Annotated in this window: 15 protein-coding genes; 1 reads left to right on the forward strand and 14 read right to left on the reverse strand. The window is 44.2% G+C overall.

The annotated features are described in order from the left end of the window. Positions 1 to 269: 269 nt before the first annotated feature. The 14 genes from D328_RS0114990 to D328_RS29230 form a co-directional block, all read right to left on the reverse strand. Positions 270 to 2,609, reverse strand: a complete 2,340-nt coding sequence (locus tag D328_RS0114990; protein WP_324608936.1) for a GH36-type glycosyl hydrolase domain-containing protein — start codon at positions 2,607 to 2,609, stop codon at positions 270 to 272. Then, the gene (locus D328_RS0114995) at positions 2,609 to 5,050 is read right to left on the reverse strand and encodes a glycoside hydrolase family 2 TIM barrel-domain containing protein (RefSeq protein WP_018885838.1); all 2,442 of its coding nucleotides are present in this window, start codon (positions 5,048 to 5,050) and stop codon (positions 2,609 to 2,611) included. Before D328_RS0114995 ends, D328_RS0114990 begins: the two co-directional genes overlap by 1 nt. Before the next feature lie 17 nt (positions 5,051 to 5,067). Further along, on the reverse strand, positions 5,068 to 7,545 hold the full coding sequence (locus tag D328_RS0115000; RefSeq protein ID WP_018885839.1) for a glycoside hydrolase family 3 N-terminal domain-containing protein: 2,478 nt from the start codon (positions 7,543 to 7,545) through the stop codon (positions 5,068 to 5,070). Positions 7,546 to 7,653: 108 nt separating this feature from the next. After that, positions 7,654 to 10,242: a beta-glucosidase BglX gene (bglX, locus tag D328_RS29225; RefSeq protein WP_233426207.1), complete on the reverse strand. Its 2,589-nt coding sequence runs from the start codon at positions 10,240 to 10,242 to the stop codon at positions 7,654 to 7,656. Between the two features lie 92 nt (positions 10,243 to 10,334). Further along, the gene (locus tag D328_RS0115010; RefSeq protein WP_018885841.1) at positions 10,335 to 11,909 is read right to left on the reverse strand and encodes an ABC transporter substrate-binding protein; all 1,575 of its coding nucleotides are present in this window, start codon (positions 11,907 to 11,909) and stop codon (positions 10,335 to 10,337) included. A gap of 87 nt (positions 11,910 to 11,996) precedes the next feature. Further along, positions 11,997 to 12,881 (reverse strand): carbohydrate ABC transporter permease, encoded by an 885-nt coding sequence (locus D328_RS0115015; protein ID WP_018885842.1) that lies wholly within the window; start codon positions 12,879 to 12,881, stop codon positions 11,997 to 11,999. Positions 12,882 to 12,907: 26 nt separating this feature from the next. Next, positions 12,908 to 13,873, reverse strand: a complete 966-nt coding sequence (locus D328_RS0115020; protein WP_018885843.1) for an ABC transporter permease — start codon at positions 13,871 to 13,873, stop codon at positions 12,908 to 12,910. 503 nt (positions 13,874 to 14,376) lie between these two features. Continuing rightward, on the reverse strand, positions 14,377 to 15,951 hold the full coding sequence (locus tag D328_RS0115025) for an extracellular solute-binding protein (protein ID WP_018885844.1): 1,575 nt from the start codon (positions 15,949 to 15,951) through the stop codon (positions 14,377 to 14,379). Between the two features lie 576 nt (positions 15,952 to 16,527). After that, positions 16,528 to 17,229 carry an SDR family oxidoreductase gene (locus D328_RS0115030; protein ID WP_018885845.1) on the reverse strand — a complete coding sequence of 234 codons (702 nt, stop codon included), beginning with the start codon at positions 17,227 to 17,229 and terminating at the stop codon, positions 16,528 to 16,530. 36 nt (positions 17,230 to 17,265) lie between these two features. Beyond that, positions 17,266 to 18,147, reverse strand: coding sequence for a TolB family protein (locus D328_RS0115035; RefSeq protein WP_018885846.1), 882 nt, complete (start codon positions 18,145 to 18,147; stop codon positions 17,266 to 17,268). A 91-nt stretch (positions 18,148 to 18,238) separates the two neighbouring features. Further along, entirely contained in the window at positions 18,239 to 19,231 is a 993-nt protein-coding gene (locus tag D328_RS0115045) for a Gfo/Idh/MocA family protein (protein WP_018885848.1), read from the reverse strand. A 374-nt stretch (positions 19,232 to 19,605) separates the two neighbouring features. Continuing rightward, the gene (locus D328_RS0115050) at positions 19,606 to 21,390 is read right to left on the reverse strand and encodes a sensor histidine kinase (protein WP_018885849.1); all 1,785 of its coding nucleotides are present in this window, start codon (positions 21,388 to 21,390) and stop codon (positions 19,606 to 19,608) included. Further along, on the reverse strand, positions 21,387 to 22,982 hold the full coding sequence (locus D328_RS0115055; RefSeq protein WP_018885850.1) for a response regulator: 1,596 nt from the start codon (positions 22,980 to 22,982) through the stop codon (positions 21,387 to 21,389). Before D328_RS0115055 ends, D328_RS0115050 begins: the two co-directional genes overlap by 4 nt. A 366-nt stretch (positions 22,983 to 23,348) precedes the next feature. Then, positions 23,349 to 23,810, reverse strand: coding sequence for a MarR family winged helix-turn-helix transcriptional regulator (locus D328_RS29230; protein ID WP_018885851.1), 462 nt, complete (start codon positions 23,808 to 23,810; stop codon positions 23,349 to 23,351). A 203-nt stretch (positions 23,811 to 24,013) separates the two neighbouring features. On the opposite strand from D328_RS29230, the gene D328_RS0115065 reads away from it, so the two are divergent. Beyond that, entirely contained in the window at positions 24,014 to 25,432 is a 1,419-nt protein-coding gene (locus D328_RS0115065; RefSeq protein ID WP_018885852.1) for an MDR family MFS transporter, read from the forward strand. Positions 25,433 to 25,725: the final 293 nt, after the last annotated feature.

The raw sequence follows: 25,725 nt of genomic DNA on the forward strand, positions 1-25,725 counted from the left end.
CCAACTCGTCTGAGAACGCAAAAAAACCTACATATGTATATGCCTAATAGAAACACAGGACATACAAATATATAGGTTTTGCCTGAATAATCAGTAACAAGCCTCAATTTATTCCATTATAGCACAAAGAATATGTTGGGTGTAGCTCCGTTGCCGTGGATTTCAATCAATGCAAGCTCGGTGAATTCCCAGCTATGATCTGGGTCTTCAGCACGCAGCTTTTCATAAGGCTGAAAAGGGTTCCGTTTTTCACATTTAGTTACGGCTTACTAGCTAATCGGCTTAAGTACAACTTCTACACGATGAATGCGGTCATCCTCAAAAAGTGGTAGCAAATCTCCACTCACATGGCTTCCGTCCACCTGTATTTCAGGTTTTCCTTTGGACAGCCGTGATGGGTTTCGAATAGTAATGTCATAACGTGTGCCACGGAATTCTCTGTACACCTGAGCTTGCTCCCAATCTGCCGGGAAGCATGGGTCGATCCGGAGGCCGTCATAATCCCGCTTGATCCCCATAATTCCCTCTAAGAGTGCCATAAGTCCCCAGGCTGAGGTTCCAGTCGTCCAAGACTGATAGGACTTCCCATAATATTTGGGGTGAATGGAATAACAATTCGTGAACACATACGGCTCCGCACCAGATTGTGTAGAAGGATTCGCTTCACTGTCTGGAATGATCTTCAATAACGTACGTATGGCTTCTGCTGCTCTGCCTGCCTTGCAATCCGCCATAATCTTGAAACCAGTCGCGTGGCAGTAGACTCCTCCATTCTCGAATAACCCGGGAAGCATGCCAGCCATTCTGCCTACATGTGGGGAATACTCCATATAGGGAGGCATGTTGATGGGGAATCCAAAATCATGCTCCATGCTATCCATGGATTCTAGTACCTTGGGTAACTTCTCTTCATCCGGAATATCGGCAAGTACGGCCCACGATTGAGCATTAATGTAGATTTTGCTTCCCTCGCTGTATTGGGAGCCGATATTCTCTTCTTTGCTAAGGACGCGCATATACCAACTTCCGTCCCAAGCCGTTTCATTAATCGTATTGCGAAGAGTATGGTACTGTTCATCCAAGTATTCAGCATAAGCGGTGTCGCCCAGTCGCCGGATCAACACAGACAGCTCTTTCAGTGCATAACAGAACTGTTCGGACAGCATGACAGATTCCGCATCTGGGTCTGTTGTAATATTCAAGGCATCGTTCCAATCCGCGAAGAAAATACGTACCAGGCCATGTTTTCCTTTGTCTTCAATTAACCGGTTGACCGCTGCCTTTACATGATCAAGCATCGTTGCCGAGCCCTCGTCCTGATATTCGATCTCCATATCCAGGAGGGAATAATCCCCGGTCTCCTTAATCAGCTCACACACCGACCAGATAATCCAGAACGGCTGGTCTGAATAACGGGTAGCGTCATAAGGATACCACGTCAGTACAGCATGTCCCGCCTTAAACTGATGCCGCAAGCATTCGATGATTTCTTCTTTGGCTCTCTCCTGCCTGTAATTGAGAAGGGCAACGGCAATCTGAAGATTGTCCCGCACCCCCTTCTTGCCGACAATGCAGAAGTCTACCTGTTTTTTCACCCATTCGTTCATAAGCACGTTCAGCTTCTCATGAGGCGTGTCAATTTGAAGGCCAGCGTATTTACTTGTCTGGTGCTCCTTATTTTCCTGTAATGCTTGTTCGATACGCTTACGGTTGCTATAACGTTCCGCCGTTTGAACCGCTTCCTCCAACGATTCACTGACGCCCAGCACATAATACAGCTCCTTCTCTTCACCAGGTGCCAGAACCAATTTATTCTGCAAGACGCCACCGAGGTTAACCAGCGCGGTTAGAGAATTCGTACAATCTCCACCATGAACTACCACATCAGGCCGCTGGAATAACGGTGCCGGCATGGAATCCAATCGGGTATACGTCCCCAGTTCTCCGAGAAACTCTCCAAGATTGCCGTCAAAGGCGTGGACGGCTTCCGAGCAGGCGATATATCCGTTATATCGATCATGGGGAGCGAAGGGATGTTTGGATTCGCAGTAAATACCGTTCAGCTTCTCATCAAAGAAGGTTTCACAGCTTCTGTACATTTCATAATACCGTGGGTATTTAAAGCCTTCCAATTCAAAGCTCACGGTAGAAAACAGGCTGATTCGCTTCACATTATCCGTATTATTCTTTACTTTGACCACCCATACCTCGTTGTAACCTTCATGAGGGACAAAAAGCTTCCATGAAGCGTAGACACCGTTCTTTTGGGATTGAAGCATGGAATATCCAATATTGTGTTCACACGAGAACTCCTCGACTCTTTCGTTCAAGGGGCCTTCCCCTATGTTCCAATACACATTTGTGTCATCATCACGCAGATACAAGTATTTGGCATCCTGATTATTGATCATGCACATGTCCGCTTTTGAATTGATATAGTAGCTCCGGCCATGACCGATTTGAGAGACCTGTGTGCAATACCCTTGCTCACTCCACAAATAATTATACCAATGCCTTGGGGTCCGTGGTGTATCAATGATACAGGAATTCCCATCTTTGCTAAAACGGTGGATTCTTTCAGCTTTCATTTTCTCACTCCTAATTAACATTAATGTACTGGGATTTCAATCGATGCGGAATTCAGTCCGTCTATATCAACCATCAGTGCTGACATGCCAGATTCACAGCCTGCACGGACAATGGCAAGCAGTCTTCCTTTATACGAGGTGAATTCACCTTTCGTATAGTTCTCTGTGGTTTGCGGTCTGCCCGTGCCGAATGCTGCCAGCGTTGCCACACCATCCGTCTTCGCTGTAGCTTCTAGTTCAACTGTAGGAACCAATCTGCCTTCCGCATCGACGATTTCGATTATCGCGTAAATCAACGATTGACCGTCTGCTGCAAGCTCCTTCTTGTCGGGAACAATCCGTATTCCTTCGGGTTTACCTGCGGTGACCAGTTTATCGGATGAAATGCGCTTGCCTTCGGTATAACTTATTGCTTCCAAGGTACCCGGTTCATAGACAAGTTCAAAACGAGCTGTATATCTGTTCGTCTTCCCAGCCGATTTTCTGCCAAGACTCTTTCCATTCAGAATAAGTTCTACTTCTTCAGCTGCAGAGTAGATATCTACCTGTATTGGCATTTTCTCCGAGGCGGTCCAACTCCAATGATGTTCGCACTCCGGCCAACCCCATCTGCTTAGAATCTCCAACTTCCCGTAGTTTTCCGGATTCCTAACAGCTATGAAGGTCTCATCAGAGCCCCAAACGATTTTGCGGTAGAATAGCTGAGGACGTGCAAAACCGCAGAGATCAAAATCTGAGCAATTAGCTACACGCCAAGGATATGGAGAGTTGCTAATGCTGTTATAAGTATTGAGGCTTTCTTCCGGGTGTACATATTTGACTTTTCCAATACCCGCTTCGCCAATGTAATCATGGCTTGTCCATACGAAATCACCAATTACATGGGGAAAGCGTTCTACATCGTGCCAATACTTATCGCTCTGAACAGGCATGCTCTCCGTGCCACAGATTACTCTGTCCGGAAAGTTCTCAATTGCATTCTCATAGTGATAGTTCATGTAATTATATCCGACAACGTCTAGAGGGGCTGCGAAGGCTTCCGTATAGTCGCCCCAGATTCGCATACCAAAATCAGTATCATAATTCGGCGTGAAGCCCCCTCCATTTTCAAGCAGCAGCGACATTTCCTCGTAAAAAGTTACAGTGTCTTCATCGTCAAGGCCGTTAAAGAAAGAGCATAAGGAATTAGTGACCAAACGGGTAGGATCAAGTTCACGTACTCGTGTCGCCAAGTGAGCTGCCAGACGGTAACCATCTGACATTCCTCCGCGTTCTAGCACCTCATTACCTGTTGCCCACATGATGATACTCGGATGGTTGCGGTCACGAAGCATAAATGTTTCCAGATCCTTCGCCCAATTTTCTGCGAAGTATAGACTATAATCCTGAGCGTTCTTTTCCATCGTCCAAACGTCGAACGCCTCGTTAATTACCAACAGTCCTAAACGGTCACAAGCATCGAGTAAATCTCTAGACATCGGATTATGGGCAAAACGAATAGCGTTATACCCGTTATCTTTGTGCAGCTTCATTTTCCGGAATTCACTGTCCTTAAATGAGGCTGCGCCTAGAATACCATTGTCATGATGGACGCAGCCGCCTTTAAGCTTAAGGGAACGCCCGTTTAACATAAATCCGTTGCGCGGATCAACAGATATTGTTCGTATCCCGAATTGGGTGCTATCGGTATCAAGGACGGACTCTTTGTCGGTCAGATCTGCGGTGATTGTATACAGATTAGGGCAATCAATATCCCAAAGGTCTGCATGTTGAACGGCAACAGTTACCCGACCGACAGTCTTCTCTCTAGCAGGTACATGCACTTTCACTCGACCGGCTCCTGCTTTGGTTCCAGAGGATTCCTTGATCAACTTAATGTTCAACCAAAGGTCGGCAGCTATTGCGGTAGAATTTTCAACTGTCGTTTCGACTATGACAAACGCGGTTCCGTTTACAATATGAGAGGTATGAGCAAAGATCCCCCACGGAGCAATATGCACCTTTGGAGCGACAAGTAAATCGACATGACGGTAAAGACCGGAGCCTGTATACCAGCGTGCATTCGGCTGTGATCCGTTATTGACAGTAACCATAAGATTATTAGGTCTGCCTGGCTTCAAATAGGGCGTTAGGTCAGCATGAAAAGGAGAATAGCCGTAATAATGTTTCTGGACGATATGCCCGTTTAATTTAACCGTCGCATTCCTATACACCCCGTCGAATTCTACCATGACTCTTTTATTAGCATATCCTTCAGGAATATCAAGGATCTTGGTATAACTCCCGATTTCTCCGTCATAATATCCCGACAATGATCCTCCTGGTGCATCAGGTCTGGTATCTGTCTCAATCATAAAGTCATGCGGCAGATTTACTTTTCTTCCTGGCTGGCTAAAGCCATGTACTACCGACGGTGTTCCAAAGGCAAACTCCCAATTCTGGTCGATGTTTTCTCTTAGCATTGCTCTAGCTCCTTCTTTTATAGTGTTTCAATCGTTACCTGTGACGAGAAAACCTTTCGATCAACGATAAGCTTCTCATCACCTACGATCTCAAAGACTCCTTTTAATCTAATATCCTGGGATGAAGCACCTACAAATACTTCCATCGCTCCTGGTTCCACTACTTGATCCATATTCAAGTCATGAAATGCCAGTTGTTTCATATTCACCTTGAAAGCAATTTTCTTTGTTTCGTTTACATCCAAAGTAACTCGTGCAAATCCGACTAGCTGCTTCACAGGTCTTGCAACACTGCTCACTCGATCCCGGATATAAACCTGAACCACTTCATCCCCGGTAACCTGCCCCACATTTCTCAGCTTAAATTCTATGTTTAATTCTCCGTCTGCCTGAACGGTAGCATCCTGTACCCATTCGCTGTATTCAAATTGGGTATAGCTTAATCCATGTCCAAACGGATATAATGGTGTGTTTTGATTGGTTTTAATATATTCAGCCCATGAATTTACATCAACATAAAGTGGCAACCTGCTGTTATACATCGGTATCTGGCCTACTTCATTGACAATGGTCACTGGTAGCTTCCCTCCAGGATTTCTCTTCCCTGTAAGGATATTAACAATAGCTTCAGCTCCAAATTGTGCCGGAAGCCATGAATATAAGACCGCTTTACTGTGTTCACTTACAAAAGGTGTAGATAATGGCCGACCATCAATAACAACGGAAATAACAGGTTTATCTAGCTTAAATACTTCCTCCATCATTTCCAGCTGAGGCTTTTCGAGACCGATGTTGATGTTATCTTTATTTTCACCACAAGTTGCTTCAGGATGGATCATGCTCTCTTTACCACCTAATACTGCAATCACGATATCCGCCTGTTGTACCGCAGCCTTTACTGCCTCAATCCCTCCATCTATGGGCTTAAACATATTACAGCCTTGGACGTGCAGTACATGATCTTTGCCAAATTCTTTTTCCAGTACATCTTTCACAGAATTACAGTCTGGATAGAACATTTGAACAAATTCTTCGTTTGTTTTATACACTTTAGTAGAGGAATCGTCAGAATTTAAATTTTGTCTGATCATATTCATAATGATCTCTTTCTGCTCAGGGGTTGGCTGATCCTCAAATTCAATTCCCATCGACTTTAATGACTCTTTATTGTCGGTAATAGTCCCTATATATAGCATTCTCAAAAAGGTGTCCTCTTCGGATTTATCAAAATCGCTGCTTTTTGTGCTAGCTGATCCAACTGATGAATATCCCCCAAAGAAGTTAGTTTTGGTATCTGAGTTGGGGCCAATTAGCGCTACCTTCATTTTCTTTTTGAGCGGTAGGATATTGTCCTCGTTTTTCACCAATACCATGGATTTCTCAGCAATATCTAGTGATAATTCTGCATTCTCCGGCTTCTTAATCTCATGAAAGAAATCACCATCTGCATAAGGGTTTTCGAACAGCCCTAATGTAAACTTGGTCTCTAGGACCCGTCTAAGCGAGATATCAATATGCGCCTCATCAAGCTCACCTGACTCCACCGCTTCTACCAAGTGCTGGTAGCACTGGTTGCCAGGTTGTTCTACATCCATTCCAGCTTTTAATGCCAGAATCCCTGCCTCTTTAGCATCCTCTGCCACTCTATACCGTAAAAATGCATGCGTAACACTGCCATAATCAGCCACAACAAGCCCCTGAAAGCCAAGCTTGTTTCTTAAAATGTCTGTAAGAAGCCATTTCGATGTAGACACGGCCTGCTCATTCAACATCCCGTAACTATTCATTACAGCTTTTATATTGGCCTCGTGAATTGCAGCTTCAAAAGGAAAGCAATAACTATCCAACAGTTTTCTATCAGACATTTGCTGTTCTCCGCCACCTCTTCCCCCTTCAGCATTTCCATAACCGACAAAATGCTTGGCAGCAGCCATAACCTCATGATCCCCCTGTACTCCTTTAACAAAGGACACCCCCATTTGCGCAACTAAATAGGGATCTTCACCGTAGGTTTCACCAACTCTTCCGAATCGTGGATCTCTAGACAAGTCAAACAGCGGGGAATGCACAGCCCTGAATCCAAAAGCCTTTAATTGTTTTTTGACTACCATGCCCATTTTCTGTGCCAAAGTAGGCTCCCAGGTAGAAGCAAGATTAAGAGACTGTGGAAATGTTGTTGCACTTGGTATTTGTGCACCAGATATCCCTTCACTATGAATTAGCGCCGGAATACCTAGTCTCGTCTCCTCAATAAGGTATTTTTGTATACCTTTTATAGTATCCTTATCCTTTTTAAGGTCACCTGTAAAAGAATCATTTAAAAAGCTTACGGTCCCAATACCATCCTTTAATTTTTCGGTTCTGGAATCATACACGGATTCTCCACCATATGAATTTGCACAATATAACTGGGCTACCTTCTCCTTTAATGTCATTCTTCCAATTAAATCTTCGACTCTCTCATGAGTAGACTTACTTGCATCTTTGTAAATCATCTTTTACCTCCTAGTAATAATGTTTCCGTTTAGATAAACGGTATAGATGTCTTCTTTTAAGTCTCGAAAGACGGATCATTGAATATTCGCATATATGGGATTCATGAATTATAGAACTGAGCTGTTCTCAGGTTTGCTGTTAAACTCGAAAAATGCTTCCTTCACATCACGAGAATTCGATCCGATGTATACTTTGAAATCCCCCGCTTCAACGCCATACTTCAGGTCCGGATTCCAGTAAGCCAAATCCGCTGTGGTAATGTTGAAACAGATTTCTTTCGCTTCACCCGCCGCTAACTTCACTTTTTTAAATCCTTTAAGTTCCTTTACGGGACGGACCACACCTCCATAAAGATCCTGAATGTACATCTGGACAGTTTCTTCTCCTGGTACCGCTCCTGTATTTGTAACCGTTACGCTGGCAACGATCGTTTCCGAATCCGTCATCTGCGTTTGCGATAATCGAATGTCCGAAATCTCAATAGTCGTATAGCTTAGGCCGTAACCGAACGGGTACAACGGATCATTGGGGCCATCGATATATCTTGAGAAGAATTTTTCCCCTTTGTTGCTTTCCGTTACGGGTCTCCCGGTTTTAAAGTGGTTGTAGTATACCGGTACTTGTCCGACATGTACGGGGAAACTCATTGTCAGTTTGCCGGATGGATTGTAATCGCCCAAGAGAACATCGGCTATGGCATGCCCGGCTTGAGAGCCCAAAAACCATGCCTCAACAATAGCATCCACATGGTGCTCGAACCATTCCAGGACCAGAGGCCGTCCATTAGTCAGAACCAGTATAGTCGGCTTGCCCACACGAACGATGGCTTCCGCAAGCTCCTGCTGCACCTTCGGTAGCGTAATGTCCATGCGGGACGCAGCCTCGCCAGACATCTCACTGCTCTCTCCAAGCGCCAGAATGACGATATCCGCTTGTTCTGCCGCTGCAACAGCGCGTTCCACTCCCCCATCCAATGCTTCTTCAACCTTACATCCTTCTTCCACCAACAGATGAGTTTTCGGATATCCTTTCTCTTCCAAACCATCTCTCAGCGTCACGGTATCCTTCGAATATCGGGACCACTGCCAGGGACCCAACATATCCTTGCTATCACCGAATGGACCAATGACCGCCAGCTTTTGCTTCTTCTCCGCAAGCGGAAGAACGCTGTTATTCTTCAACAAGACGATGGACTTCTGCGCCAACTTCCGGCTTGCCTCCAGATGCTGTGGATGGAAGTGGTATTCCTTCTCTTTCTCTGGACGAACATAGCGGAACGGATCATCCATAATGCCAATCTTATATTTAAAGGTCAGGATCCGCCTTACAGCTTCATTTAATTGTTCTATGGTAACAAGACCTTGTTCAACTAGTTCATGCAGATAATCATATGAACGGGTTACCATTTCGATATCCATCGTTGCATCAAGTGCTTTTTTTGCTGCTTCCTTACTGTCTTTCGCATTTCCATGAGCAACAATTTCATCAATGGATCCATAGTCGGAAATTAATATTCCGTCAAAGCCCAACTCTCTCCGTAGCAACTCGTTAAGGATGTAGCGGCTTGCTGCCACTGGCACGCCTTGATACGTATTAAAGGAATTCATAACCGAACCTGCGCCAGCCTCAATCCCTGCTTGGAACGGAGGCAAGTATACATTGCGGAGTGTGCCTTCCGAAATGTCGACCGTATTGTAATCCCGACCTGCTTCAGCAGCCCCGTATGCGACAAAATGCTTTAAGCAAGCAATAATTGTCTCTGGATCGAAAAAGCTGTCCCCTTGAAAACCTTCTACTTGCGCTTTGGCAATTAAGCTGCCCAAGTATGGATCTTCGCCTGCGCCTTCAACGACACGTCCCCAGCGTGGGTCTCTTGTAATATCCACCATCGGCCCATGGTTGTAATTTATTCCGGTAGCACTGGCTTCTTTTGCGGCAATCGCGTTAGCTTCTTTGATGGCTGCCATGTCCCAACTGCACGACCAGGCAAGCGGTACTGGGAAAATCGTCTGAAATCCGTGAATGACGTCAAAGTTAAATAACAAGGGAATCCCATGAGGGGACCTCTCGACAGCAATTTTCTGTAATTCGAACACGCGGTTGCTGTTTACGGCAGAGAGGATCGAGCCTACCCGGCCCTCTGTAATCAGTTTTTCGGGCGTTTCAGACTCGATATCGGATCCAAGGGAGAGGTTGGTCGACATACACTGGCTCATCTGTCCGATTTTATCCGTGATGGACATCTTGTTAAGCAGGGCTTCTACTGCTTGATGAATATCTTGATCGTCCCGTTGCTTCACGTTCTCCTTCCGGTATGCAACGAGCGTTGAAATCAGCAAATCTTCGAGGGATGGACCACTCCCTTTCGTCCCCTTCACGAAGAAAACTTCCTGATAGGGAAGTTTGATCCTGCCCTGGAATTCATCATCTCCAAAGGTCAAATCAAATTCGAAAGACTCACCAGGAACAAACCGAGACGCTCCCCTGGCTTGTAACAGATCCCCTTGAACCGCCACGCTGTGGATCTCAACAGGAAATGGAAAAGGCTCTAGAATAACGGATAGTACTATAGTTTCTTTTTTTTCAATGATAAATTGCATCTTTATCGTCGTATCCGGGGTTTGATGCAGAAAATGCCATATGCCAATCATATAGTTCAACTCACTTTCAAGGATGATTTTGAAGCGATCTTCCATGTACATTATTCAAAAGAGCGCAGCATACCTACTGCGCTCTTGCAAACACACCTTAACTGTAGCCCAAAATTACTGCCTCAAAGGGATAAGGATTATTTCTTCTTTGCCAGGAATGCCTCAGCTTGAGCCTCTACCTCCGCTTTGACCTTATCCAGACCGGCGCTGTTCAGATTTTTAGCCAATTCATCAAAAGCTTTGTCCACATCTTTGACTGCACCGATATAGATTGGATTAGCATACTGTGTCGAGGCATTCGCCAGACTAGCCATCTGTGTTTTTACTTTATCTGAATTAAAAGTGAATCCATGGTATGCGTAGTCAGAGGTGTTATATTCGTCAAACTTTTCCCAAAAATCAACGTAAGCCTGCGGCCAGTTACTCATCGGCTTTAACAATGCCTTATTTACAAACCAGAACCCTGCTGCATCAGGTGGATAGGTGTTTGTATCGGCTGTCACTCCTTCCGGCAGTCCGATTTTGTCATCAGGAGTAATAACATAGTTCTTACCTTCTATACCGTAATAAGTCAAATACACATAAGATGGGTCTTCCATAATCAGGTCGAGGGCCTGCATTACACGTTCTGGGTTCTCGGAATTAGCCGCAATAGAAACCCCGCCGCCTATATAATTTCCCATAGGGACTTTACCGTTTGGCATTAATGACGGAACCAAATAAGTTTCAATTCCTTTTGCTTCAGCAGCTTCCATAGTAGCAGCAATATCTATACTATTTCCGAATGCTACTCCAGATTTCCCCTCTACAAAATTATCCTTGGACCGAGTTTTGTTAGCATACGGATTTTTGTTGACGTAGCCCTTGTCATACCAGTCCTTCATAATTCCTGCAGCATATTTCTGCGCACTGAGATATGGCTCCTCCACCATGCTATACATCTTGCCAGTAGGATCTGTAAAATCGTAAGCCATCCCCTGGTCCATAGGCCCTCCTCCAATAGAGGCGCTAATATAACCAATCTTATCGCGCATTAAATGATGATATGGCGACGGCAGATCGCTCTGTGAGTCCAGATTAAGGCCGATCATATTTGGATGGTTATTCTTTACAGCTTCCAAATAAGGACTAATTTCAGAAAGACGCTTCACCTCAGTCAGACCAGCTTCCTCCATAATATCCTTGCGAAGCAAAGCCACGAAGACGTTGCTGTCCGGAGTGGTTTTCGGGACCATATAAATTTTGCCGTCAAGTTTGGCTTCTTCCCATGCAATAGGATCAATAGCAGCCGATTTCTTCGGCATATACTTCGCAATATCCTCCGGCTTCAGCTCATAAAACGCTCCCTTATTTGCCTGTTCAACATAATCATTCCAATCTGCTGAGAAGATAAAGTCCACATCTTCACCTGCAGCCAACAGCAATGGGTACTTCGACTGTACATCCCCCCACCCGATGTAATTCAACTCAATGGTGGCATTAATATCCTTTTTCAGCTTTTGGTTGAGTGCATCAAGCACCTCAGGCATTCCTTTTGGCGCTTCACCCAGTAGGTAGCCCTTTAGAATAACCTCTTTTTGATTAGTAGTCCCTTCGTCATTGCTAGCCGTGTTTGAGTTGTTTTCATTTCCTTTTGAGCAGGCAGACAACAGCATTGTCAGCGATAGCAGCATTGTCAGCATAAGTTTCACATTTTTCTTGGCATTTTTCACTTTTTCTCCCCCTTAGTTTTTTTACTTATTCATATAAATTCACAATTTCATAGGATTCATACGGTGGATCGGCGTCGAATCGTAGTATTAACCTTTCACCGCGCCAATCGTGATGCCTTTGACGAAATACTGCTGAAGAAAAGGAAACAGGATCACGACTGGCCCCGTAGCAATCACCGTCATAGCAAGCTTGAACGTCTCCTTTGGCGTATCAAGGGATGATACATACTGGGCCATAGCCGCCGACATGTTGATTGATGAAAGCATTTTATAAAGCATAAACTGTAAGGGTACGTACTGCTCCTTATCCGTAAACATCATCGGAGTCCACCAGTCGTTCCAATATGCTAAGATTGTAAACAAACCGATAGAAGCTAATGCGGGTTTACTGAGTGGCAGCACCATTTGCCAGAAGATCCGAAAATCTCCTGCTCCGTCGATTTTGGCTGATTCTATCAGCGGTTCCGGAACAGATCCCCGTATGAAGCTGCGCAGAATCAGTACATACATCACATTGAACATTGGGAGCAAAATCAGTACTGCGAGCGTGTTTTTCAGTTGTAGGTAACTGGTGACCCAGATGAAAAAGGGGGCCAGTCCACCACTAAACAGTGTGGTGAAGAACAGAAAAAACGCTAGTTTATTCCGATACTTCACCTCTTTACGATACATTACATAAGCCGCCATTGTAGAGATCAACAGCGAAAGCGCTGTTCCAACTACCGCCACAATCACTGAAACGCGATAAGCAGAAAGAATGTCACTTGGATTGCGGAAGATAAAGGCATAGGCATCTAATGAAAAGCCACGAGGTAAGAAGGAATATCCCTTCGCCAAAACCTGCCCTTCATCCGAAAAAGATCCGGAGATTAGAACAATAAACGGAAGCAGACACAGTATTGCGATAAGCGATACAACAATGTAAGAGACGGCCTGGAAGACGGGAGCCGAATTTAATTTATTATTCTCCATAAGGGTTTCTCCTTTCTATAGGTTCCTTAGAACAGCGCGTTATCTTTGTCATAACGACGGACCAGATAATTCGCAAACAGGATGATGATCAAGGTGAGTATGGATTGATAAAGTCCTACTGAAGAAGCCATGCCAAAATCTTGTGTCCCCATGAGTGAGCGGAATACTAATGTGTCAATAATATCTGTAGCATCCATAAGCGCACCGTTGTTACCAATTAGCTGATAGAACATATCGAACTCTCCGCGCATAACCCTTCCCAGGCCAAGCAGTATCAGCACTACAGCTGTAGGCTTGAGTAAAGGGAGTGTTATTTTCATGATTTTCTGAAAACGGGTGGCCCCGTCAATTGTTGCCGCTTCGTAAATTTCCTGATCGATCCCTACAATAGCCGCTAGATAAAGAACACTGCCAAACCCAACCCACTTCCACACATATAGCAACGGAAGCAGAAGGTACCAATAACTTGCAGTCGAATAAATATCCATAGCCTCCAACCCGATATTCCTCAAGAATCCGTTCACAATTCCAAATTCATAATTGAAAAAGTTGTAAACAAAGGCGGATACAGTAACCCAAGATATGAAATAAGGGAGAAACATTAAAGTCTGTGCGGTTTTTTTGAAAAACTTGTTATACGTCTCCGAGATCAGAACCGCAACCAATATCGAGAAAAAAGTGTACAATCCCAGAAATACAACATTGTACAGAATAGTATTTCTTGTCACTAACCACGCTTTGCCGGATTGAAAAAAGTACTCAAAGTTCTCGAAGCCATTCCAAGGACTCATGAAAATGCCGTCTCTGTAGTTGAATTCCTTGAAGGCCATAACGACACCCGTCATTGGTATATAAGAAAAGATGATAAAATAAACAGCAATCGGCATAAACATTGCATACAATACCCAATTTTTCCTTATCTCCTGCAGCGGGGATAGCCCTTTATTTTTTTTGGGGGTCCGCACCGCAACTTGCTCTACTTTTGTGCCCATAAGCAACCTCCTTCTGAGATGTTCCTCTCTCCTTTCTTATTGTAATTGGCTTGAGGTCCTCTACCTATGGGGAAAAGTTTCGATATACTTTGAATTTCTTTGTTAACGCTTACTTTTTTGATTTGAACCTAGAGTAAAGGGCTGGATTCAAACCAGCCCCTCCTCATCAAACCGTACGTGAGGTTTTCCCTCATACGGCTTTCCGATGTTTGTCATTCATCGGCATGCAGATTACAATAGCGTTTCTAAGATGCGCTTTTACACACAGATTTCGCCATGCACAAGCATCCTAGCTACAAGGGTAGCTTGTGGCCCCTCCCTTGGTTGGACTTTCAGCAACTAGATAATGCATGCCTCTGGGCACGCTACAGACAAAAAGCCCATCATGCGATGAACATGATGAGCATTTGAAGAATTTGGTAGCCAACTACCACTTAACGCAGTTCAAAGAGAACTCGATAACCTTGTTCCACCGCTCCACGCCCCAGCTATGGGGCCAAGAATTATTTCTTCTTTTCAAGGAATGCCTTGGCTTGGCTCTCGACCTCAGCTTTGACCTTATCTATGCCGGCACTGTTTAGATTTTTGATCAATTCATCAAAGGCTTTGTCCACATCTTTGACCGCACCAATATAGATTGGATTAGCGTATTGTGTCGAGGCATTAGCCAAGTTTGCCATCTGCGTTTTGACTTTATCTGAGTTAAAAACGAACTCGTTAAAAGCATAGTCCGAGGTGTTATAGTCTTTCAGCTTCTCCCGATGTTCAACATATACTTGCGGCCAGGTACTCATTGGCCTAAACAAAGCCTTATTCACAAACCAGAAGCCTGCTGCATCAGGAGGATAGGTATTCGTTTCCGCAGTTACTCCCTCCGGTAATCCAATTTTATCATCAGGGGTAATAATATAGTTTTTACCTTCAATTCCGAAATAAGTTAAATATACATATGACGGATCATCCATAATTAGATCCATAGCTTGCATGACACGTTCGGGATTCTTCGAATTCGCTGTAATGGAGACTCCCCCACCTAAAGCTCCTCCTCCATGCGGAGTTTTACCGTTTGGCATCAGTGATGGAATGATATAAGTTTCAATTCCTTTCCCAGCTGCTGCTTCTATGGTAGCAGCAATATCCACACTGTTACCAAACGCTACACCAGATTTTCCTTCTAAAAAATTCTCCTTGGCACGGATTTTGTTTGCATACGGATTTTTGTTGACATACCCTTTGTCATACCAATCCTTCATAATGTTAGCAGCATATTTCTGAGCGTTGAGATATGGTCCTTCCACCATACTATAGATCTTGCCAGATGGATCTGTGAAATCATATGTTATCCCTTGACCATTACTGCCAGCGCCAAAAGCTCCTTGATAGCCAATCTTATCCCGCATCAAATATTGGTAAGGTGTTGCCAAGTCAGCCTGAGAATCAAGATTTAAACCAACCATATTAGGATGATTTTTCTTCACAGCCTCCAAATAAGGACCGATTTCAGATAATTTATCCACTTCGGTCAAACCGGCTTCCGCCATAATATCCTTGCGAAGAAGGGTCACAAAGACATAACTATCGGGTGTAGTTTTTGGCATCATATAGATTTTATCGTCTACCTTGACTTCATCCCATACGGATGGATCCATAGCTGCCGATTTCTTCGGCATATACTTCGCAATATCCTCCGGGCTCAGCTCATAAAACGCTCCCTTATTTGAATGTTCAACATACCCCGTCCAATCTGATGAAAAGATAAAGTCTACATCTTCCCCAGCCGCCAACAACAATGGGTACTTCGACTGCACATCCCCCCACCCAATGTAGTTCAACTCAATGGTCGCATTAATATCTTTTTTAAGCCTTTTGTTCAGCTCATCAAGTACCTCAGGCATTCCTTTTGGAGCCTCGCCAAGCAAGTAGCCCTTTAGAACAACCTCTTTTTGATTAGTAACCGCTTCGTCATTGTTATTTGTGTTTGAATTGTTTTCGTTTCCTATTGAACAGGCAGACAACAACATTGTCAGTGACAGTAACAGGGTAAGAATGAATTTAACTTTTTTGTTAGCGTTGTTCACTTTTTCTCCCCCTTAGTTTGTATTAATCCATCACTCCTATGTTTCATCGGAGTGATCAAACGATGAATTACAGAAGCCAATCTTTTACAGTACCAATCGTGAGCTCTTGACAGAGTACAGGAAAGCAAGCAGGATCACGATCGGCCTCGTAGCCGCACCGCATTTCGCTCTACCTTGACGCCATAGGTAGCCTCCTTCTGAATATTCTTCTTTTCTTTATAAATTGTAGTTAGCTTGTGGGCCTCTTCCTACGGGGGAAAGTTTAGTTTTACTTTAAAATATTTTGATAGCGCTTTCTTTTTTGTCCATAATTCAGCTGAATCCTCTTTTGAATATCCAGATACCAAAGCCACCCGTACTTTTGCTAATTTGCTCTGTTTAGCAATTATCCAATATTTTTTTCATACCCATACCCTCGTCATTGATTTCCATTAGCAGATCTCCGACACTCTCAATGGAAACAAAAAAACATCATGCGACGGGCATGTTGGGCATTTGAAGCATTATTTCGAATATTACTTTTGTAGTGGAACGAACCGCCCACAGATCGAGACATACTTCAAAGCAGGTTTCACCTTATATACTCATCGGTTTACCATTATGGTCGATGAATAAGGCCTGATTCTCCGCTTCTGTCCTCCGTTCGATAATGTCCAATATGCCCTCAGCCGATGCAGCTGCCTCGCCAGGCGCCTCACCACCGCCCATATCTGTCCGAATCCAGCCCGGATGTAGCGCATGGACAAGGATACCATGCGGTGCAAGCTCCCGACGCAGCTGGGCCGAGAACATATTCAGCGCCGCTTTTGACAGTGCGTAGGAATAGTCTCCACCATAGGCGCCGGCGAAACTGCCCGCTTCCGAACTGATATTAACAACGGCCTGACGTTCGCCTTTTTGAAGCATAGCCAAAAAATATTTGAGCACGATCATTGGGCCGAATAAATTAGTCTGAAATGATTGTTCAACCTGATCAAAGTCGAGCTGTTCAAGCTTTTGTTCGCGCCCAAGCAAGATCGCCGCGTTGTTAATAACGGCATCCAAGCTGCTCATTTGGATGGATACTTGATCATAGGCGTAGCGTACGGAATTTTCGTCCGTCACATCAAGCGGCAACACCGTAATCTGCTCCGGGAATTTATTAGAAAGCGTCTGCAGACCCTCTACAGACGAACCAGGACTCCGAACTCCGGCAAGTACTTGATACCCGCGCGCGCATGCTTCGGCAGTGATTGCCAATCCCAGGCCTCGATTCGCTCCGGTAATTAATATATTCATATTTCTATTCCTCCTAACTATAATTAATATGGCTCTCTATTCCTGCAGCCTATAACTAACAAAAGCCAGCTTCTTGCTATCTGGAGACCAGGAATTGACATTAAGTGTGCCCTGTCCACCGAACAGCTTAACCACTGTATGAAATTTGCCACCACGAGTGGGCATTACACGTATTTCCACATTTTTGTTTGCCGGATGGTCGCTTGGACTAACATCACTCTTCGAATAACTAATATAAGCCACCCATTCTCCGTCAGGGGACACATGTGGGAACCAATTATTGCTTTCTTCGAACGTCATTTGAACCTGTTCGCTACCGTCGGTATTCATTCGCCAAACCTGCATAAGGCCTGTGCGTACCGAATTGAACCAAATGTGCTTGCCACTTGGAGAATATTCGGGTCCATCATTCATTCCAGTTGTACAGGTCAACTGTGTTTCAATTCCCCCATTTACAGGAATTGTGTAGATGTTGTACTCACCATTCCGTTCAGCACAATAAGCTAGTGTGTTCCCGTCCGGCGACCAGCCGTGTAGATAGCTAGGGGCCATTGGGGTAATGAGGATCGGGTTACCGCCTTTCAAAGGAAAAGTATAGATACGGGATTGGCCATCCTCATTGGTATGATGGCTCACTGCAACGAGGGAGTTATCGGGTGACAGCACATGGTCGTTATTGCACCGGATCGCATAACCAGAATAGACAATTTCACTTTCCCTGGAAGTTAGGTCAAACGTGTAAAGACGGCCCAAGCTGTTATATATGAGCTGCCTGCCGTCACGGGTCCAATTGGGTGCCTCAATCAGAAAATCGAATTCGGCGAGGACACTGCGTTCGCCGCTAAAAACATTCGCTACTTCCAGGATACTGGTTACACTTCTCCCTTCTAGCTTACGAGGTTCATTTGATATTTGCATCGTTATTCCTCAATTTGTTTTTTCTCTTCTGAGATCTTTTTGGACATGGTCACAATTCCCCTGATGCTGCTGAAATTAACATTCATTTCTGTCATCCATTAAGTTCTTCTGATTCATATACTAGTCCCCATTGGCCTCTAAGCCTATCTAAGGTTTGCATAATCTCAAGTGTTTCATTTATCGGCATAATCGAACTCTCCTTGAGTCCTTCACGCACACATCTCATGGCTTCCTCGGCTTCGAAGATATAACCGTGAGTCGAAAGTTTCTTTTCAAAGTGCACAGGTTCTTCATTCGGGAGATGCAGGGTTGCTGCTTTACCAAACAAGAAACTAGTAAGTTGGATGTAACCCTTTGTGCCATAGATGAATGCATCATTGGATGTTCCTAGCTGTACACCAGCACTTAGCAGAGCTGTCTGACCACCCTCATATTCAAATAACGCCGAGAAACGCTCATCCACACCAGTCTCACCGATATACGCATTACTGTTAATTCGGGATGGCTGTCGGCCGAACACCATTGATGCGAAGGAGACTGGATAAATACCTGCATCGAGTAGTGCGCCACCACCAAGCTTCTTATCCAGCAGCCGATGACCAGGGTCCCAACCGAAATTGAAGCCGAAGTTCGCTGTTAGCATCTTCACATCACCAATACGGCCTTCCTTAATCCACTCTCGGGCTTGAACGATAGGCGGTAAGTAACGTGTCCACATAGCTTCCATAACGAATACATTGTTCTTCTTCGCTGCTTGGATAACTTCTTCAGTCTCCTGCGCGTTCATCATAAACGGTTTCTCGCAGATAACAGCTTTACCCGCATTCAGACACATTAACACGCCTTCCTTATGCATTGGATGTAGTGTTCCTACGTATACAATTTCGATTTCTGGGTCCGCAACAAACTGTTCATAGTTATCATATGTTTTCGATACTTTGAATTCCTCAGCAAATCCCTTCGCCTTACCAGGTGTTCTAGACGCTACTGCAAGAAGTTCTCCTTCTGCCGATTGTAATAAATCAGATGCAAAACTACGCGAGATTTCACCTGCACCCATAATACCCCACTTCATTTTCCCCATTATTATTCACTCCTTCTTTGTATCGCCTAGCACAAAAGAATTATCTAGCAGCACAGATTACCTCCTTAGATTACCAACATCTATTGAACCCGACAGGAATTTATCCATACATAACAACCTGCCTTGCCTCAATCCGCAGGTAAACACAGGGATCGGTGCAAACATCGCTTACAGCACCCAGTTTTTCCATATCTTCTACAACGGGTACAGCCCTTTAATTTTTTTGGGTACGCACCGCAGTTCGCCCTACCTTAGCACCTATAAGCTACCTCCTTCTGAATGATAGTCTCCTTTCTAATTGTATTTGGCTCAAGAGGCTCTAGCTACGGGTGAAAGTTTGGATTTTCTTTTAAATCCTTTGTTAGCGCTTACTTTTATTTAGATTTTGGGATACGTATGTGTACAGTGGTTCCTTTGCCAAGAAGGCTGGTGAATGACAATCCGTACTGAGGCCCATAATTCAACTGAATCCGCTCATGAGTATTCCAGATGCCAAAGCCGCCCGTGCCTTTGCTCATTGCCCTAGTTAGCACATTCTCCAACACCTCTTTTTCCATACCAACACCGTCATCACTGACTTCCACGAGCAAATCGCCCTTCTCCTCTATAGCGGATACTTGGATCTCTCCCTTCTCGGAATCCTGCTCCAAAATTCCATGCAAGATCGCATTCTCGATCAGAGGCTGAAGCATGATTTTGGGTACTTCACAACCTAGCAGTTCCGGTGGAACCTTCAGGATTAGTGTGATTGCATTATTGAATCGCATATTCTGGATCGACACATAGGATTCCGTATGCCTAAGTTCGCTCTCCAATGTAACAGTTTCTCTGCCATTCGATAAGCTTAAACGGTAGAATAACGCCAGCCGATCCACCACCTTGGATATTTCTCCGTTACCGGATTCAATAGCCATAACATTGATCAGATCCAGGGTGTTGTACAAAAAGTGCGGGTTAATTTGCGCCTGCAATGCCTTCAGCTCTTTATTTTTCACTTCACGTCCCAGTGTGTAGGTCTCGTCCATCAACCGCGATACGTTCTCTACCATCGCATTAAAATTACTGGTCAGTTCACCGATCTCATCCTGATTGGCTGGAAGCGGAGCAATGCGGAAATTGCCGTTCTTGACCTTGCGCACATGCCGAATAAGCTGCCGCAGGCGTTTGCTTGCCGAACCAGCAACGATGAAGGACAAAACGAAGGTGAGCGGAATGATCAGTAAAAAGATGAAAATCAGCCGATTGCGCATATTATTGCTCGATTTCAAAATGTCGGAGTAGGGTACAATCATCGCAACACTCATATCTGTCTCAGGGATGGCCTGCAGTCCGAGTAGAATTCGCTGTCCATCGAACTCCAGACTGTCTGACCAGGTGTTGTCCATTTCCCCATCGTTCGGAACCTGCGATAGTAAGTCCATAAACTCCTTGGTGGTATACATAAAATTGTCTGAGGTGCTGAGAATATCACCGCGGTCATTGAATAGGGCCACTGAGGTAGATGGAGTTGCCATGGCATGTTCCAGTACAGAAATCAATGTGCTCTGTGAGATCTGAGCGCGCACAATGCCGTCAATCTCCTGTATGTTGTGCGCATTCGGAATAACGCGCAGGATTGATACTGTATTGCTACCTTTTTCCTGATCGAAGCCAGAAGAAGGCAACCAGCTGAGGACAGAATGGGAGGTGATGAAGTTCTTATACCAGAGACTGTGCTCCGTCTTCTCCATGCTCAAATAGTCGGTACTCTCAGTGACTGATGCAAGCCCCTGTCTCATATAGAGCTGAACCGTCTCAATATCTGAATTGAAGCGGAACTGTCCCACCACCCGGGCTAGCTTGTTGGCATCCATCCCCCAGAGATTAACATCCTCATACCGTTTTGGGTCTTCGGAGACCAAGTCCTGAACCGTCTCATTGAAGGCAATCAAGTTCAGTACTTCTTTGACCATTTCTGAACGATACTGCAGGTAGGAACTGGTCTCCTCCAACATTTTCCTAGCTGAGTATAGCGCCTGTTTCTCCGTTTCATTTGCTGTTAAGTACAGATGCAGGAATAGTAGCAGGACCAATGGAATAATGATAACCAACATATAGGAAGCGAATAGTTTATAACGGATACTATAATCAGCGAACGATATCCGGAACTTCCGTTTCATTTAGCCATCCTTTCCCGGTATTCCGAAGGCGTGCAGCCTACATATTTTTTAAAAAAGGTTGTAAAGTAGTTGGCATCCGTGAAGCCGGTTCGGTCTGCTACCTCATATAGCTTCAGCTCCTTGGCCAGCAGCAATTCCTTGGCTTTCTCCACTCGCAGTGAGGAGATATATTCCTTGACAGTACTTCCTCTCTGCTTCTTGAACAAGGAGCACAGATAAGTCTCATTCAACCCCACATGATTGGCGATTTCCGGAATCGAGAAACCCTTTTCATAAAAATGTTTGTGAATGTATTGCAATATATCCCTCATTTTAGAGTTAGAACCTTCTGTCTCCATAGGTAATTGGAACAAGTCCAGGAAAGAGAGAATATATTCCTCCATGCTTGCCAGATCGGGAACACGGTCAATCTCCTTCCAGATGTATCGCCGTTCGGTATCCTCGTCCGTATCTGTAAATCCTAACTGAACTGCTACATCAAGAATGACCAACAAGAACTGGAAGTAGGAGTCCTTGAGTCGGACAATATCCAAATCACATACTGCCCTTGCATGCTTGGTCCAATTCACAATAAGGCTACGGGCGTCTTCCAGCTCTTCCTGTTTTAGAAATCTTCGCAAACTGCGTACCGTATCCCAATCTGTACTCAGTTCCCCGTTGCCGCCAAGTTCACTAGCAAAAATTAGCCTGCTGCCTTCGCTGTAATAATGCAGGCTGCAAGCATCAAGAGCAGTCTTATACGAATATGGAATCTGCATTCGTTCTTTGCTCGAATCTCCGACCCCCATATAGAAACGGATATCTCTCCCTATGATCCCGGCCACCTCTGCATAAAGCTCTTCTAGCACATTGCGTTGTTCTCGATAGCTGCTCCCGAAAGCTTCTGGCAGAATAAAGATTAAAAATTGCCGTGAATCAAACCCGCAAATGCCTTGCAGTGAAGCAAGCGCGCTATTCAGGCTCAGCTTCCGCAACAGCGCCTCCTGCAACTGCTTTGGATCTTCGGGATGCTGCAACGGCTGCCAGTACAAAGCTGATGCAACCACAGTGTACACTCCTTCCGGAGGCAGAAGAAAAGTCTCTCTGCTTTCCAGAGCCTTCTGTACATGGAGCGAATCAGGAACCTTAATCAGCTTACGAACCATCTCCTGTCTCAGATAAGGCAAACCTTCATCATAGGCATCCTGTAGCTGGCGTTCCTCCAGGCGTTTCTTTTCTTCCTTTTTCCTAGCTTCCACTGCATCTCGAACGGCCTCCCGGACCTTGTCAAGATTAATCGGCTTCTCAATATAGTCAAGTGCATTCAGCCGGATCGCCGACATCAAGTACTCTTTATCCGAGAATCCACTCATGAACAGCAGCTTGCATGAAAGATCACCTTCACGGAGTTGTTTCGCGAACTCTATACCATCCATCTTCGGCATCCGGATATCACAGAGCACGATGTCAGGGCGAAAGCTCTGGCATAACTCCAGAGCAACCAGACCATTGCGTGCCGTCTTCACCTCATGAATACCTAATTCCCCCCATGCGATATGCTTGGATAGCATTTCTCTCGTTCTTTCTTCGTCATCTATGATCAGCAGCTTCATGATGTACTCCTCCTAACAAAATCTTTATTGTATTATACATTATAACAACCATTAGGCTACCCGCTTCTTATCCCAATTTGACTTCCCCATGACCAGTGATACACAGCTTGACCAAGCATGGCGCGAAAGAAGAAAGCCGGTGGACCCTCCCCCCGGCTTTGATTCTTCCGTATGTAAATCCTTGTTACTATAACAGATATAAGAGCTACTGACCCCTTCATGCCTTATATTGAGGGTATCCGTTGGCCAAATATTTAATGCATGACCGTTATATTTATATGACAGATTGTCAAATGAAGTGCGACAATTAGCGGAAATAGACAAGGGGTGAGCGAATATATCACCGAAAAGCACATGTAGAATTAGCTAAAATATAGATTCAAATTCTTTACCCTCAAAAAATATGCTTAACAACTCAATGAGTTTTGTCCGTTGCTCTTCCGAAAAATTTTGTAACAAATTTTCAGAAATCTCTTTCTGCACGATTCTTACGCGGTTCACCTGATCAAAAGCCTCGTTGGTTAGTTGTAAAATGACAGCACGCCGGTCTTTAGGGTCTGGCATACGAAAAATTAAACCTTCACGTTCTAATGCATCTACCAGTTCAGTCACAGTCCTTGGTTTTACACCTAATTTGCTCGCAAGTTCCGTCATGCGAATCTTCTCTGCATGCCACACTCTGAGTAAAAGTCTCAAGCGAGCTCCCGAGAGTTGAAAAGGTAACTTTAAAGATTCGAGCTGGACTTGGTACTCTTGTTGAACATACCGATTGGCTCGAATCAATAAATCAACAACTTCTACAGCCTCGTTCGAATGATTAGTTGACAAAAAGATGCCTCCTTGACAATAAAATTAGTAAGATGTAATGTGGCAATATACTGAGCTGGCTCAATATTACGAGGCTCAGTATATTGCATTCTGAAACATACTATAGCTTATTCCCTCAGTATAAGAAACCTTAAACTCATTGTTTTAGGTTGATTTTCATGGAGAGTTTCATATTCGTATTAAGTTTAAAAGAGGAGTATAAGATGAAAAAGATAACCTACAATCGTAATTTAATTGTTTTCATTTTTTTAGTGGGGGCTTTTGTGACAATTTTAAATCAGACGGTTTTGTTTACGGCTTTACCTCAGATAATAAACGATTTCCAAATTAGTGCAAGTACAGCCCAATGGCTTAACACTTCCTACATGATGACAAATGGTATATTAATCCCAGTTACTGCGTTCTTTATTGGGAAGTATACCACTAGATCATTAATGATTACGGCCATGATCTTTTTTATTACTGGAACGTTGTTAGCGGCGGTATCACATAATTTCATCTTGCTTCTGATTGCAAGGATTATTCAAGCCTGCGGTGCCGGCATTACTATGCCTCTTATGCAAACTGTATTCTTTGCAATATTCCCTAAAGAGAAGCGGGGAGCTGCGATGGGTTTAGTTGGGCTTGTCATAGCCTTTGCCCCTGCAATAGGGCCAACGCTGTCAGGATTGATTCTTGCCCAGTGGTCTTGGCGGTACATTTTCTTAATGGTGCTTCCTATAGCAACAATTGTACTGTTGCTGACTATCGTCTATTTAAAAAATGTATCAGAAGTTAACAAACAGCAAAAGCTTGATTTGCGCTCGGTTACATTTTCTACGGTTGGATTCGGGGCGTTACTGTATGGAATTAGTATTGCGGGGTCGGCTAGTATGTTAAACATTTTGTTATGGATTATTTCAGGGTTGATTGGATTATCGTTGCTTATTCATCGAGCATTGAAGTTAGACAAGCCTATGCTTGAATTTAGAGTATTTAAATCTCCATCTTTCGTATTCTCCACAATCGCCGTTGTTATTTCATTCATTTGCTTAATGGGGCCACAAACATTACTTCCCCTGTATATCCAAAATGTAAGGGGGATGTCTCCGCTGAGTTCAGGTTTATTACTTCTGCCAGGTGCGATCGCTAATGGAATCGTATCAATGATAGCCGGGCGAATATATGATAAGGTTGGTGGGAAATATTTAGGAGTCGTCGGATTTTTGTTAATTACTTGTGCAGTTGTTCCGTTTGTCACTGTACAATTCAATACTTCTCTTTGGGTCATTATCCTGTTTTATGCGCTTATGATGGTTGGAATATCCATGATAATGATGCCAATGACTACAGCGGGGTTGAACTCATTATCCGATGGTCTAATTAAACACGGCACTGCCATGATTAACACCTTTCGTCAAGTCGGTGGGTCTATCGGTACAGCTTTGTTAATTTCGATTTATACCAAAATTTCTAATCAAGCGGTGGGGTTGGGGGAAATGGAGAGTGTAGGCGAAGCTCAAGTGCATGGTATGCGTTATGCGTTTATAGGAATCGTTGTTTTTGCCTGCATAGGTTTAATAGTTTCTGCTTTGCTAAACAATAAAAAGCAAACAAGTGTGATTACAGAGAGCTCAGAATAACAGACATACACTCGGAAGTCGGTGGCTAGAGGTTTCAGAATATTAACTTAGGATTCATGGAGAATTGAATCATCATTAAAGTTCAGTCGCAGATAAAGAATAGATGAATGGGCAAGCAGAAGCAATCTCAGAAATCGCTAATCATAACGGCTATATTACTGACAAATGTCTAAAGATTTAATTATAATTTAAAACTTTTTAGATTCCTGAAGGATCTCCTTGACTCCAAGCATCAGGCGATCTTCCTTGGCCTGTTTCATACCGTTGCCGATGAGAACGACGCAGCTTTGCAC

The organism is Paenibacillus massiliensis 2301065 = DSM 16942 (assembly GCF_000377505.1).
GTDB lineage: Bacteria > Bacillota > Bacilli > Paenibacillales > Paenibacillaceae > Paenibacillus > Paenibacillus massiliensis.